Source organism: Paenibacillus sp. EKM211P (genome assembly GCF_011066175.1).
Lineage (GTDB): Bacteria > Bacillota > Bacilli > Paenibacillales > Paenibacillaceae > Paenibacillus > Paenibacillus polymyxa.
The window spans coordinates 548,380-563,398 of the sequence record NZ_JAAMNS010000002.1 but is presented as its reverse complement, the minus strand read 5'-3'; the positions used below and the strand labels follow the sequence as shown (position 1 = coordinate 563,398).

Below are 15,019 nucleotides of genomic sequence, written 5' to 3'. Positions count from 1 at the left end.
TATATATAGTATGGCATTTACATTTTTATTTTATAAATACCTAATATATCTCTAAGGAGCGCGTACACAATCATGGACAGAACGAATGAATTGTTGTGGCAAAGAAACAAATTGGTGATCATTATTTTTTGGATTATGACTTTGAGCAGCATCGTCCCGGCAATATCTAATCCCTCGATGTGGATATCTAGCGGTGTAGGATTAGTAGTCGCGGCGGTTTTGACGATTCTGAATATACAAAAGATAGGAATCCGGCTTATTCCTTGGATTATTACATTTTATAGTGCATTAATATGTATATTTGTGAACTTATCTAGCGTGGAGGTAGTGACTACGATCTTTATTTGTTCATTGTTGTTACTCTACCCATCTTATCCATATTTTCTGGTAGCTATGACTTTAAATCTATGTAATATTTTTATACAAATTACGATCGGTACGCCTGCAACTCTGCCAGCTACCGGTTCTTTGCGTTATGTACATGAATTTATTATTGTAGGGCTGATTGGGTTACTATTGCTAGTGGTATCGGTGTTAAACCAAAAGCAGTTTAAGATAACGGAGGAACAAAATAAAAATATGGATGCCACAAGGCAACGTATTGAATTTCTGTTTGAGCAAGTGAGGCAAGCTGTAGCGGGATTACATAGCTTTACAGAACGATTCAGGAATCAAGTGGATGCTACAGGCATTGTGACGAATGAAGTCGCCATCGGGTTTCAGGAGGTTGCCGAAGGGGTAGAGATGCAGGCTTCGAATATCACTGAGGTAACCGATAACTTGGCTCAGTCTGACCGGCATGTGCGCGAGGTTGCCGATCATTCCCGGGAGCTGAAGCAGCTCTCCGAAGATACGAAAAATGCCGGGGGTAGAGGTAGCAGTCAACTGCTTGCATTAACATCTCAAATTAAAGATTTGGGTCAGGTGATGAGTCGCACCAAAGAAGAATTGGATGAGTTTAAATTGCAGAGTGACAATATGTCTGCCATGCTTAAAGATATTACTCAAATCTCAAAGCAAACCAATTTGCTGTCCTTGAATGCATCCATTGAGGCCGCCAGAGCGGGAGAGCATGGAAAAGGATTTGCGATCGTGGCTGGAGAAGTGCGTAATTTGGCTGAAATGGTTGGGAACACCTCAGTGGCGATGGAGGGTATTTTAGAACAGCTGAGAACTCAGATGGATTCCGTCGTAAGCCAATTTGACATAGGACAGGAAAGATTGCAGCAAAGCATGGAGTCGGCACATTCGACCGAAATTGTACTGGAAGATATCCTGCAAAATGCCAATAAAGTATTGGTGCAGGCTGTGGAGGTAGAGTCCAGTACGAATAGTATGCAACAATTTTCGTCTCAGGTCGTTCAAGAGATGATGGAATTTTCCAGTGTGACAGAACAAGCAAGTGCAGCGTCTGAACAAATTTTGGCTGGAGTAGAAGAGCAGCAAAATATAACCTCCAATATGGTGGCGGGATTTAGTGAGCTGGAGGCATTGATTATTCAGTTGAAAGAGCTGGTCCATGATCAGAATGAGAACAACAGCTCTAGTGAAATCGGCAAAAGTAAATAACCGAAAAGCATCATCATCGGACTAGAGATCCGGGGCTTATCGCTAACAAGCGGTATCCCCGGTTTTTTACTTCTTATTGGGAAGAAGGGAATGAAGTGGGAAGTTTTAGAAGCTATAATTAGATGGAAGTTGATGGTATAATTTGTGGCAGTTTAAATGCTTTGGAACAAGGGGGAATGACCATGATGATGGGAAAGCAAGCACCTAAATTAAAAGCAGGAGACGAGATACGCATTCTTTCGCCATCCCGAAGCTTGTCTATTGTTTCTGAAGAAAATCGACTGATTGCTCAGAGTAGACTGGAGGCGCTTGGGTTTAAAGTGAGCTTTTCACAGCATGTGCTGGAAAACGATGACTTTGCATCTTCTTCGATAGAGTCTAGAGTAGCTGACTTGCACGAAGCTTTTGTCGATCCAAAGGTAAAGGGCATTCTGACCTCAATTGGGGGCTATAATGCCAATCAGCTTCTAGCCCATCTGGATTATGATCTGATCGGCGCTCATCCTAAACGATTATGTGGCTATTCGGATATAACGGCGTTAAGCCATGCGATTTATGCCAGAACAGGGCTTATCACGTATGCAGGACCTCACTTTTTGACGTTCGCCATGTTGCGAGGAAATGAATATACGACGACTTATTTCCAAAGGTTAATGTTGGAAGAGGGTAGCATTCAAATCCAATCGTCGCCAGAGTGGAGTGACGATGCTTGGTATCAGGATCAGGATCAAAGAAGCTTTCACCGCAATGCGGGTCCATATGCGATTCATGAAGGCGAAGCAGAGGGTACGATTGTGGGCGGAAACTTGTGTACTCTGAATTTGTTACAGGGAACCCCATACATGCCAAGTCTAAAAGGAACCATAGTGTTTGTTGAGGATGATTACGAAAGCTCTCCCGCTACATTTGACCGGGATTTGCAATCATTGTTGCACCAGCCTGAATTTGATCAGGTTAAAGGAATCATCATAGGTCGATTTCAGAAGGCTTCGCATATGACAGAAGAATTGCTGCGGCAAATCATTCGTTCGAAAAGAGAATTGGCATCTATTCCTGTGATTGCAGATGTCGATTTTGGTCATACCACGCCGCAGTTTACATATCCGATTGGCGGGAAGGTGCTTATTCGTGCCCGTAATGGCAGGGTAGGAATTGAAATATGTGAGTAGTGGTTTTTTATTAATACAACCTATGTAGGCATATCCGTTTTTATTTGGGAGGAACGCATGTGAACGCCTTGCTGGAAATGCTGATGCAGCTCTTTGAGCGCGCAGCATTGTTGCTGATTTGTTTGTTTTTTATTACACGTATCCCCCGATTTAAGGAAACCTTGCAGAAGAACAGTCATTCTCCGGCAGAGCTGACTTTACTAACATTGATTTTCTGTATGTTTGCCCTGTTTGGTACCTACACCGGGATTGAAGTTGAAGGCTCGCTGGTTAACGTTCGAATCATTGCAATTATGGCGGGCGGTATTTTGTTCGGACCCTGGGTTGGGATCATTACAGGTATTGTATCGGGGATCCATCGTTATCTAATTGATATCGGGGGAGTGACCTCGATTCCGTGTTTGATTACAAGTATTCTGGCAGGTGTGGTGTCAGGATATATCGGCCGCCGGGTCAATCGTTCCAAGAGATGGCTGGTCGGCATCGCTGCAGGTATGGTCTGTGAAGCGTTGACGATGCTGCTCATTCTGGTGATGGCAGAACCTCACGGCCTTGGTGTGGACATCGTTTCCAAGATCGGTCTACCGATGATTATCGGAGAGGTCAGTATCGGTTTAATCGTTCTATTGATCCAAAGTGTAGAGGGGGAAAAGGAAAATATCGCAGCAAGACAGGCCAAGCTGGCATTGGATATTGCCAACAAGACGTTGCCTTATTTTCGTTCGATTAATGCGGAATCCTTGCATACGATTTGCTCGATTATAAAAGAAGACATCAAGGCAGACGCGGTGGCGATTACGGATACCCGAGATGTACTGGCTTACGTCGGATTTGGCGAAGAACGCTATCATATCGGGGATGAAATTATTAGCGATGTGACTAAATCGACGATCCGCAGTGGTAAAATCACGATCCGCAACCATATTGCTGACGACAAAACGCCCCAAATCCAGTCTCTGCTCATTATCCCGTTAGAGGAGCGGGGAGAAGTAACCGGAACCCTAAAGATTTACTACCGAAAAGCTTATAAAATCACGTATCCGTTGCAGACGATGGCGATTGGCTTGTCTCAGATCATTTCTACGTTAATGGAAGTGTCGCGTGTGGAGCAAATTAAGGAAGCGGCGAATAAGGCCGAGTTAAAGGCACTCCAGACGAAGATCAACCCTCATTTTCTGTTCAACGCGTTGAATGCCATTGCCTCGACGACGCGCACCAAACCGGATAAGGCGCGAGAGCTGATTATTAATTTGTCAGGCTATCTGCGTTATAATTTGGAGCTGAATGATGATTTGATCGAAATTCACAAGGAGCTTCAACAGGTGTCGGATTACGTAGAAATTGAAAAAGCTCGCTTCGGCAATCGGCTTCAGGTGGAGTATGTAATGGATGAGGTGTCCGTGCGTATTCCGAGCCTAATTATTCAGCCCCTAGTTGAGAATGCGATTAATCATGGAATCCTCAAGAAAAAAGGGCCAGGTACAGTAACCATTTCTGTAAAAGACCGTGGCGAAAAGGTGCGTATTTCTGTAGCTGATACCGGGGTGGGTATAAGGGACGATGTAGTGGATAACCTATATCATGATCAAGTTCCGGCTAAACAGATCGGCTTGTACAATGTGCACAGAAGACTCAAGCTTATGTACGGTGAAGGAGTCATTATTCTTAAACATGATCCGGGCACCGAAGTATATTTTGACATACCAAAGGAGAAGTCATGAAGGCCATAATTGTAGAAGACGAACTTCCAGCACGTGAAGAGCTGGAGTATCTTATTCAGACTCATAGCAGCATTGAGGTGACCGATAGTTTCGAGGATGGGCTGGATGTGTTCCGGTTTCTGCAAGATCAGGAGACGGATGCGATCTTTCTGGACATTAACATTCCTTCATTGGACGGGATGCTATTGGCACAGAACATTAGCAAATTTGCTAAAAAGCCCTATATTATTTTTACGACCGCCTATAAAGAACATGCGGCGCAGGCTTTTGAACTAGAGGCGTTCGACTACATTCTTAAGCCATATGATGAAAAACGGATCGCATCCATGCTGCATAAGCTCGAAAATGCTTATGAGCAGCGAAACGCTCAGATACAGGAACCTGTCCAGGCTGGGCAACCCCGAGCTGCTGAAACCAGTACCGTTGCTGCTCCGGGGCGTATTAATCTGCTGAAAAATGACAAAATTATCGTAACGGATGCAAACGATATTTACTATGCGTGTGCGCAGGAAAAGGTAACTCGTGTCTTTACAAGGCATGAAGAATATACGATGCCGATGAGCATTTCGGAATTTCATGCCCGCCTGCCGCAGCAGGACTTCTTTCGCTGTCACCGATCGTATACGGTTAATCTGTCGCAAATCCGTGAAATTGTACCTTGGTTCAATCATACGTATCTCTTGCGCTTGCGTGGACTAGAAGCAGAAATTCCGGTGAGTCGCAGTAAGGCCAAGGAGTTTCGGCAAATTATGCGACTTTAAAGGCATTTCATTCCGCTATATGTGCATTTCATTCCTCAAACGATTTCTAGCTGACATGCAGGGTTATAATAACCGTGTAAACAGAATCCTTACAGAATTGCTCTTTCACAGGCGCAAAGCGTACTGGATTCACGGTTATCATCATTAACAAATGGATGCTGTAGAGCCGGGATGAAAAGAGGAGATCAATATGAAATCAAACAGCGGAAATCGCCTGCTGGTCGTACTGGGGACGATTATTGTCCAGATGGGCTTAGGTACCATTTACACATGGAGCTTATTTAATCAACCGTTGGTGGACCGCTTTGGCTGGAACCTCAGTTCGGTCGCTATTACCTTTTCAATTACCAGTTTTGCACTGGCGTTTGCTACGTTATTCGCAGGCAAGCTACAGGATAAATGGGGACTTCGTCGTCTGATTTTGTGTGCAGGTGTCGTACTAGGGGCAGGGCTCATGCTTAGTTCACAGGTAACTTCGTTATCCCTGCTGTACATTTTGGCAGGTATTGTCGTAGGTTTTGCGGATGGAACGGCATATATTACATCATTGTCAAATCTGATTAAATGGTTTCCCGAGAAAAAAGGACTTATCTCCGGTATTTCAGTTGGGGCCTACGGAACAGGCAGTCTGATATTCAAGTATATTAACGGTTCGCTGATTCAGTCTGTTGGCGTATCGCAGGCATTTTTGTATTGGGGTATCATCGTGCTGATCATGATCGTCGGTGGTTCTTTCCTGGTGAAAGAAGCAGTAGTTGTGAACAAACCTTCGGAACAAAATGGGGCTGTACAGCGGGACTATACCGTTAAAGAAATGCTGCGCACCAAGCAGGCATACCTGCTGTTCGTCATGTTCTTTACCGCTTGTATGAGTGGTCTCTACCTGATCGGAGTGGTCAAAGATATCGGCGTACGGATGGCTGGCTTGGATGTAGCAACAGCTGCCAATGCGGTCGCTATGGTCGCTATTTTCAACACGGCGGGTCGGATTATATTAGGTGCGCTATCGGACAAGGTAGGTCGTCTGAAAGTGGTAGCAGGTGCACTTTTAACAACAGCAGTTGCAGTTACAGTACTGAGTCTGGTACCCCTGAATTTTGGTTTGTTCTTTGCCTGTGTAGCAGGAATTGCTTTTTGCTTCGGTGGCAATATTACCGTCTTTCCTGCCATCGTAGCTGATTTCTTCGGTCTGAAGAACCAAAGCAAAAACTATGGTATTGTGTATCAGGGCTTTGGCCTTGGTGCGCTGGCGGGGTCATTTATCGCTGCCTTGCTCGGCGGATTTATCCCGACCTTTACCACAATTGCTGTGCTGTGTGTTGTTTCATTCCTGATTGCCCTCACCATTCGCACTCCAGAACAAGGTAAAGGCAAACTGCGCAGCGAACGGAAGAAAAATACCAACGGTGTGCGCAGCATGAAGCCAGGTACAAAATTAGGTTAAACGATTTGAGAAAATAGGACCAGATGAATGCCAAAAGACCTGTCATCATTCCTCTAAGGGAGATTATGGCAGGTTATTTGTTTTTGCAATAACCTGATTTACGGTATAATAAAAAGACGTGTAATAAGCCGATATATACAAAAGACATAAGCTAAGAACCTGACAGGAGGACGAGTCATGATCGTGGATACAAGCGGGAATCTGCTTGCCCGCAATACGAAGCTGCGAAATACATATCAAATTCGAAGCGCCTTGTCCCGCAGTGAGCTGGCCATCGTGTATACGGCAAGGCTGTTGGATAACCGAGAAAAGGTGATTGTAAAGGAATTTTTTCCGAATGCGCTGGCTTTGCGGGGGATGGATCGAAAAACGGTCACTTGTAGCGCTTCTATGCAATCCAAATATGTAGAGTTTATGCATTATTTCTTGCGTGAAGGGCAAATGTTGAAGGAATTAAATCATCCGGGGGTTGTCGGTTATATAGATCACTTTGAGGAAAATGGAACTGCTTATCTGGTCATGGAATACTGTGCAGGCAAGACGCTGGATCGAATGATGAAAGAAGAAGCTGTGCCAACGTCTGATCCTACTTTTTTGTACCAAACGCTGCTGCCATTAATTGATGCCTTGGAGTATATACACAACAAAGGAATTATTCATCGGGACATTAAGCCAGGCAATATTATGGTTGGGGAACATGGCAACATCAAGCTAATTGATTTTGGCTCTGCTGTGCATTTCGAAGGCAAGGAGCATCCGATCTTCACGACGGCAGGCTATTCTCCGCTGGAATTTTACTCTAACCGTTCGCGGCAGGGACCTGTGTCGGATATTTATAGCTTGGCCGCCACGCTGTATTATTGCCAAAAAGGATCACCTCCACCGGACGTGCCAGGCAGATTATTTGCAGATCGGACCGAACGGATTCGGATCGAAAATGCAGGGATTTCACTACTGCCGTACGTGATTCGGCGTGGCCTGGAGGTACAGGCTAACAAGCGTTGCCGCTCACTTCGATGGTTTAAAGCCGCACTACGTGCGGAATATTGGATAAAAAAAGGGAAGCGCCCTACTCTTACGGTTCGTTAATCGTAAGAGTAGGTGCTTCTCTTTTTTATTCCGACGGGCGTTATCCTGTCGGAGCTTGAATATGGTCGGTGTACACTGAAGTGTTCGGCTTAATCGCCTTGTACCGCAGCTCAATTTCAGTGACGCCGTCCTCAAACGTGATGTACAGTTTGTCACCATACGCCATGACCGCTTTTTTGTTACGGCTCAATCTGATTTTTCCATGCTGCAGGGCGCAACGTGTATCATGTTTCACGATCAGAGTCCCTTTTTTACCTGCGGAAAATAGGATTCGTTCCGCTTCTGGCAACGGTTCGTGAACGTCAAGCGTACGGAATAACTCCTGCAAGCTGACCTTATGGCCCGGAAAGGAGGTAAGCGGCCAAGATTTAACCGGAATCTCCTGTCCACTCGCTGTAGCGAGAAAATATCCTTCGATTCTTCCAGCAAACTGCGGCTTCGGTCGCAAGAACCAATACAGAAGAGCAGCTATCACAATGCTGATGGCTACCGTCCATTTAATGGCTGTATACCGGGATTGGACTGAAACGGTCAGTGTAGCGCTACTGGATGCACCTTCTGGATCGGTAGCGGTAATCTTTAGCTTCGTGTCACCTGTGTGAAGCTTGGATAGCAGCAGATCATTACCGTTAATCTCGGCATTAATTGTATCCTCAGAGGCTCCTGAATCCAGCTTATAATTCAGCTTGTCATGATTGGGATCAACAATAAAATCCGATAAACTTCGACGGGAGTCACCGTCTTCTTTTACCAGATGTATCGTCAGGTCTTTTAAAGCTTGTGGTGCTGCATTGGTGGCGTGAACTTTATGTACAATTCCCTTACGGTACCACTGCGGACTATCCAGAGATAGCTGCCATGTATAATCACCCGTTTGTGGGAACGCATATTCGGTATGAAAGGCTCCTGACTTATAGGTCATAGGCACCTTTTTAGCTGTACCGCCTTTTACAGGGGTAACTATAATATGGGCTTGAAGAGATGTATATACGGCCTCATCTGTAAGATTTTGGCCATCCGGTAACAGGAGCTGAGCTTGAAATGGTGTCGCTTGTCCCTTCAGCAATTGCATAGGCTTGTCGCCATGAGTTGCTGTTGTTTGCGTTCCTCCTATAGTAGCTTCAGCTTCCAGTCGGTAGCTGCCAAGTAAATTGATTTTAACCAAATCTCCGCGTATGCCCCGTAATTTCAACTTCACTTTACCTGCTTGTGGATGCTCAATTTTCAAAATTGCATATCGGCTCGACTTGTACCTACGGACATTTTCTGAATTGGAGTATAGCTGGGTTTCCAGCAGGGGATGCTCCGACAAAAGCACCAGATTGGCTTCCTCCATACTAGAGTCCGGTAGAGTCACCGTTAATTCTTGCATCTCGCCAGTGGTCGTAATTGCAGCAACTGGAACGAGCTTGGAGCGAATTTGACTGGCAAAAATACGATTCAGAATTTCCGGCAGATCCTCAGCACTACTCGTAATAAAAGAAGCTCCTCCCGTTTGAGAAGCGATCCGTTCGAGTTCTTGCCGGTTTACCGTGCCATCATGGTTCAGGCCAATCGTATACACCGGGTATCCCTTGGTCTGTGCAGATTTGATGACAGAGGATACATCGTTATTCGAGTCACCCTTAGACCGAGAACCAGAAGAGGCACCAAAATCAGTCTCTCCATCTGACAATAAAATCATAAAAGGCTGACGCCCTTGGGATGCTCCGGCAGCTAACAGTTCTGAGCCTTTACGCAGCCCCAGTCCCAAATCTGTATAGCCAGAACGGTTCAACATTCTGATTTCCTGCTGGATTTGCGATTTTTGCGCTGCCACGCCAATCGAGGTAAGTGGTTTTGAGGCGACAACATGATGGTTGTAGGCGACGAAACCCACGCGTGTACGGTCTGCATCACTTAAGTCCATAAACATACTAATGACTTCGGCGGCAATACCCTCGGGATCCGTGTCTCTCATGGAATAGCTGGTATCCAGTACAAAAACAGCATCGTAACCCTCAATCGGAGCAGTCCCCGAAGATGCTGCATTAGCCTGATTTACAGTGCAAATGACCCCGTTTAAGCCCATTTGGAAAAATAGTACAAAAGTCATGAAAATGATAATTCCTAGTTTCCTTATTCTGAACATAAGCTCCTCCATCGGCGAGACCAATGTGGGCGTGCCAACTCTCCTAATCCTTGGGATATAAGGGATAAAGGATCAAAACAGCTGAAAACCCTCACATTAGCCATGAATTTGATACTTTTACGCTTATCAGAAATATCCAATGAACTTCTATCGGCAATTGGATTCCATTTGTGAATATTTCCCTGAAGAAACAGGTCTAACATATCATAAAAATTACGTAATCACGCATAAAATGAGCCAAAATGCCCTATTTCAATCTGAGACTACAGAAATTGACAAAACTAAAGGGTGCTTTGTATGATAGCTCTCGTATCAACGGCAAAAATTGGGATTGAAGTTAGGAATACGAAATCATAAATTTGAAGTTTCTGTGTTATATGACTTTTGATTTTGAATTTTATCTCATTTGAATGCCTTGCCGTTAAAAGCCGAATAGCGCTTCGGACCGATTTTCGAGGTTATATGCCTGTACCGTAAATGTGGTATAAGCTCAATCCTTTGACGAATTTAAATGTTAAGTAGGGGGGAGGAGGCAAATGAACTAAAAATGAATATTCGTCCGTTTCAAATTGGACATCCCATGTCCGAATATGGAGCAATGGACCTATACTCAAACTTTATTCATTTGTCGACAGCGATGGAAATCATTTATCAAACCAACCGGACAATGCTTTTTGAAGAGATTAACCCGGAAAAGCTGGACCTGATCACCATTGTAGGTGATGTGAAGGGTATCGACAGCTTGAGCGATGAGAAGATCAAGGAAATTAATCAGCACCTTCTGGTGCGCAGCTTTGACGAATTTTTGGATAAGTTTTCACCGACCGTGTATTCATTTTTTAACGCGGCCAATCAAAAGGTCGTCTACACCCTTAAAAAGCCTGAGGGAATTGATGAGGATAGCATTTCTGAAATTCGTATCAATCAAAGCAATGATTTTCTGAAAATGTTGTTTACGCTCATTGATACTAAGCGCAGTCAAGGTATCACCAATGTAGATTTCAAGTTTGAAAATCTGCTGGATATGATTTCACCGAAAAAGGTTATGGATGATATTCGTCAAGTCCGCAAAGAAATTCACTATATGTACGGTGAATACGACAAGCTGGATGATGGAGATCCGAAGAAACTTGATATGGGTGACAAGCTCAATGCCATGTTCGAGGAAGCGAGCCAGAACTATAACAACGTTATGGCTATGCTGCCACTGGCCATTGAGGACATCAAAACCCGACTTCTGCTTGGTGGGGCCCAAGAGGAAAACGCCGGTGAGTTGATCCAGGTGGGTATGCTCTCCATTGGGGAAAGCGGCGAACTGAAAATTATTGAAGCGCCGAAGAGCGAAAGTACTGAACTGATGCTGTTGGATGAGAACAGCACTGGCGATCTCTCCCAAGTATTCGAAGAAGATTACAACTCTATCACAGATACGCCTTCTGACTATGTGAAGGACTTGGTGGTTCGCACGTTTGTGCCACTGCCAGCTGTTCAGACCAAGGTTGACACAGCGGTTGAAGTTCAGAACTACAACACGTATCTGGAGTTCTATAAAAATGCCAAGGATGATTTTGTAAAGGCGGTTAAGCCGCTGGTAGAAAAAATCCTCGGTGTCAAAATGTTCTTCGATCAATATGCGACGAAGAGCAAAGGGATGCTGCCGACAATGCTGGTAGCGAATAACAAGCTGGACATGCTGGTGAAAAGTAGCAATATCCCGCGTCTGGAAACGTACCTGAACACCGTAAATGCCAAAAATGAATTCAGCGACACCATCTGGTTTGGGATCGTTCCATCTATCGAGCTTGAAGCAGCCGGTAAGGTAAAAGTTTCTCGTGAACGCTTTAAGGGCAACGAGAAGGTCGTAAAGCAGGGCGGAAATTCGATGGAATCGCTTTCGATGCTGCTGCAAGTCGTGAAGGATTACAAAATTCAAATGTTCTTTAACTTTGAATCCGGTGAAGAGACGACCTTCAACAGTATGGCGACAGCAGGCATCGATAAATATGTCGATAAATGCGCCAGTCTTGTACGCAGAGAATATAGCGAATTTGCGATTCCTTGTGTACCGAACTTTACCATTATTCCGAAGGATAAATCGGGTGTCATTATTGATAGCAAAATGCTACAGACCGAAGACGGTGTGCAGCTCTCCAAGGAAAAAGAAGATATTCTCAAGCTGTGGATCGAGGGCGTATATGTGGGCGCTGCCTATGTGGCCGCTGGCTTGGTCGCTTCCTATCAATGTCCTGAATACCTGCGTGAGACGTTCAAAACGGTCAATAAAAACTTCCCGGGTGTACGCTTCGACATTGAAGCTGGAGACAACAGTCTGCGCACGGTGACGACGATGGCCAAGGAAATCACTGGGTTCACCAACACGATCAAGGATGCCATCAACCGTAAAAACTTTGGCTTTGTATTTTCGTCCGAGAATGCTCAGATTCAGGATAAGGATATCCGCCGGATTACTGTCTACAAGGCAAGAAGCATGGCGATGTCCGAGGACGGCTTTGACTCCATCTACAAAACGCTGGTCAGCACGTACATTGAACGTATTTTGCGCTACCAAACAGGTGACTTCAAGCACGAAAATATCGTCCGTTTCTTTAGTAACAATCCGAGCAGCCAGAAGAGCAAGTGGCTGAGCAGCAGAGGATCTGTGAACTCGATCATTCAGGACGGAGATGATATGAGCTTCATTATTGACGAGAAAAGCAATATGTGTCATATCGATCTGGTCTTCAATGGTAATGTGAAGAACCTGGAAGTCATGATCACTAAGGGAACCAGCTCGGTCAAATCATGATCCGAGCACTACGAAAGATGGTAGAGGCGTTTCTATCCAGAACCGCCTTTATACATAAATCGCGGAGAAGCCCTGCTTCTTCCGCCAGCATTTTACCTAATATCAAGGAGGCAACACACATGGGATTCAGATTGAAAGTAGAAGGACAAGAAACAATCGAGCTGGGCTTGGATAACATCCAAACGGTTATTTATGACACCGATACACCGGACGATTCCAATGCACGCTCCACTGACGTAGGCTCCACGCTGCGCATCAGCGGTAAAATCATCACAGCAGTAGATGGTGACAGCGCGGATGACACGCTGAAACTGGCTTTGTGGTCTCTGGTTCCTGCTGAAAAAGCAGACAGCTACCGTAAAGTAACACTGGAAGTTATCGCAGCCGATCAAGTGGTGCGTAAAATCTACTTCCCGAATGCTTTCGTTGTAGACTACAACGAGCACTTCGGCGACACAGAAGGTGTAGGTGCGTTTACACTCTACATCAAACAAAAGAAAGACAAAACCGAGCTGGCTACCATCGACGGCGGATATCCGGTTTAAGCTTAACGTCTTAACGTTAAGCGTAGCTTAAACACACACTCACCCGGCGCATACGTGAAGGGTGGATAAATATTAAGAGGCCTACGGGTCTCTTAATATTTATTTTTTTCGGAGAGGGGAACATCAGACAATGACCAACTACTATGAGCTGCTCGGTGTCGGCCGGGATGCTTCGGAGGCAGAGATTAAGCAAGCTTACCGTAAACTGGCCAAAAAGTATCATCCTGATACCAACCAGGGAAGCGAGGAAGCAACGCGCAAGTTCAAGCTGATTCACGAGGCTTACAATACCTTGCGTGACGAAGCATTGCGGCAGGCATACGATGCTGAGCTCATCCGAAAAGCTACGGGAACTAGCGGAGAACAGCAAGATAAAGCGAGAGGGGCAGCACCTTCAGGCGGTACGCGTAGGACAGCTAAAGGATTCAATCCGGCTGACATAGGCACTGATTTTGAGCAATTTTTCGGCTTTCATCCGAAAACGAAGGAGGGCTCACCAGGGAAAAAAACGAAAAAATCCGGTGATCCGACGGATACCTCAGCCATGTTCAACCAATTTTTTGGTATTCGCAAAAAGTGATGATTTCAGGATAGAAATGGGGGAAGCAAGCAGTGAAAACGGCGCAGAGCAGATGGGTTTTCATCATAGATGTTGCCATGTTCGGGCTGATGCTGGCGATCGCCTTTTATGTGTTTAATCGTACAGGCTACAGCGGTTTGAAGACTGTAGTCGCGATAGGTATTGGGATTAGCGTGCTTGTATACATACTGCGCAATCTGGTGTCCGTGGTACCTGTGCCCAAGCCAAAGGCAGAGCGTAAACGGATTGCCAAGCTGGTGTTGATTGATGAAGAGGGTGAGTCTGTTAAAGAATGGTATATTGAAGGCGAAACCTCATTGTTAATCGGCAAAACAACATCACGCTCTGAAGCGGATATTGATTTAGCAGGTACAGATTATGCTTCCTTGGTAAGTGTGGAGCATGCGGTACTCAACCGGGTAAACAGCGACTGGTTTGTGGAGGATGTGGATTCCGGCAACGGTACCGGGCTACGGTCTGCGAACGAAAGTGTCACCAAAAAGCTGGAAAGTGGCGAGCCTTACCGAATTTACTCAGGAGATTTGTTATATATTGCCAATACTAGGCTGCTCGTTAAATAGAAGAAATTGCATAACACGTAGATCGCTGTAAAGACAATCAAGACAATGGGGGAAGGAACCGACTATGAGTTTGACAAGATGCCCGAACGGACACATGTTCAGTACACGAAAGCACGGAAATACGTGTCCTTATTGTAATTCGGTAGTAAATATAGCCGCACCCAAAAACGCCGAACCAGCAGTGAAAACAAACGTTGCGGGAGACGATGACAAAACCATGCCGTATTTAGGCGAGACGGTAGGGATTCACCCGGTAACCGGATGGCTGGTATGTATTGAAGGAGCACAGGTGGGTCAGGACTATCGCATTATGGCAGAAAAAAACTTTATCGGGCGCGCAGAGGAAATGCATGTCCGTATTATCGGAGACAACACGATTTCCCGCAGAAATCATGCGGTCATTGTGTATGATCCGAAGAAACGCAACTTTTACTTGCTGCCAGGCGATTCGTCAGGCTTGGCGTATCACAATAACGAGGCGGTATATTCACCAGTGGAGCTGGCTGCTTATGACGTGATTCAGCTCGGACGCAGCAAATTTATCTTTATTCCGCTGTGCGGCGCTCATTTCGAGTGGGATAACGAAAATTAGAACGGAAGTGGGCAATGGTGCAGGGAGGTAA

General features: G+C 45.3%; 12 protein-coding genes. 11 read left to right on the top strand and 1 reads right to left on the bottom strand.

The genetic code is table 11. The features are described 5' to 3' along the window. The first annotated feature begins 72 nt into the window (after positions 1–72). From G9G57_RS05510 to G9G57_RS05485, 6 genes are all read left to right on the top strand, one after another. Positions 73–1,569, top strand: coding sequence for a methyl-accepting chemotaxis protein (locus tag G9G57_RS05510; RefSeq protein WP_151255637.1), 1,497 nt, complete (start codon positions 73–75; stop codon positions 1,567–1,569). A 182-nt stretch (positions 1,570–1,751) separates the two neighbouring features. Then, positions 1,752–2,738: a S66 family peptidase gene (locus G9G57_RS05505; RefSeq protein WP_019688285.1), complete on the top strand. Its 987-nt coding sequence runs from the start codon at positions 1,752–1,754 to the stop codon at positions 2,736–2,738. Between the two features lie 59 nt (positions 2,739–2,797). Next, positions 2,798–4,459 (top strand): sensor histidine kinase, encoded by a 1,662-nt coding sequence (locus G9G57_RS05500; RefSeq protein WP_016818665.1) that lies wholly within the window; start codon positions 2,798–2,800, stop codon positions 4,457–4,459. Beyond that, positions 4,456–5,220: a LytR/AlgR family response regulator transcription factor gene (locus G9G57_RS05495; RefSeq protein ID WP_013372559.1), complete on the top strand. Its 765-nt coding sequence runs from the start codon at positions 4,456–4,458 to the stop codon at positions 5,218–5,220. The genes G9G57_RS05500 and G9G57_RS05495 overlap by 4 nt, the downstream gene beginning before the upstream one ends. Before the next feature lie 190 nt (positions 5,221–5,410). Then, entirely contained in the window at positions 5,411–6,664 is a 1,254-nt protein-coding gene (locus G9G57_RS05490) for an L-lactate MFS transporter (protein WP_017426752.1), read from the top strand. 177 nt (positions 6,665–6,841) lie between these two features. After that, on the top strand, positions 6,842–7,753 hold the full coding sequence (locus G9G57_RS05485) for a serine/threonine protein kinase (protein WP_016818667.1): 912 nt from the start codon (positions 6,842–6,844) through the stop codon (positions 7,751–7,753). A gap of 40 nt (positions 7,754–7,793) precedes the next feature. Here the strand turns inward: G9G57_RS05485 and G9G57_RS05480 are convergent, their stop codons facing one another. Then, positions 7,794–9,884 carry a vWA domain-containing protein gene (locus G9G57_RS05480; protein WP_235332634.1) on the bottom strand — a complete coding sequence of 697 codons (2,091 nt, stop codon included), beginning with the start codon at positions 9,882–9,884 and terminating at the stop codon, positions 7,794–7,796. Positions 9,885–10,521: 637 nt separating this feature from the next. Between G9G57_RS05480 and G9G57_RS05475 the strand changes: the two genes are divergently transcribed. From G9G57_RS05475 to G9G57_RS05455, 5 genes are all read left to right on the top strand, one after another. Beyond that, positions 10,522–12,690: a hypothetical protein gene (locus G9G57_RS05475; RefSeq protein WP_025365581.1), complete on the top strand. Its 2,169-nt coding sequence runs from the start codon at positions 10,522–10,524 to the stop codon at positions 12,688–12,690. Positions 12,691–12,809: 119 nt separating this feature from the next. Then, complete coding sequence (locus G9G57_RS05470) at positions 12,810–13,235, top strand: hypothetical protein (RefSeq protein WP_007431573.1); 426 nt, start codon at positions 12,810–12,812, stop codon at positions 13,233–13,235. Between the two features lie 130 nt (positions 13,236–13,365). Next, the gene (locus G9G57_RS05465; protein WP_016818669.1) at positions 13,366–13,815 is read left to right on the top strand and encodes a J domain-containing protein; all 450 of its coding nucleotides are present in this window, start codon (positions 13,366–13,368) and stop codon (positions 13,813–13,815) included. 32 nt (positions 13,816–13,847) lie between these two features. Continuing rightward, on the top strand, positions 13,848–14,396 hold the full coding sequence (locus tag G9G57_RS05460; protein WP_164964624.1) for an FHA domain-containing protein: 549 nt from the start codon (positions 13,848–13,850) through the stop codon (positions 14,394–14,396). 64 nt (positions 14,397–14,460) lie between these two features. Then, a complete protein-coding gene (locus tag G9G57_RS05455; protein ID WP_164964623.1) occupies positions 14,461–14,988 on the top strand; it encodes an FHA domain-containing protein in 528 nt (175 codons plus the stop codon). The last annotated feature ends 31 nt before the right edge of the window (positions 14,989–15,019 follow it).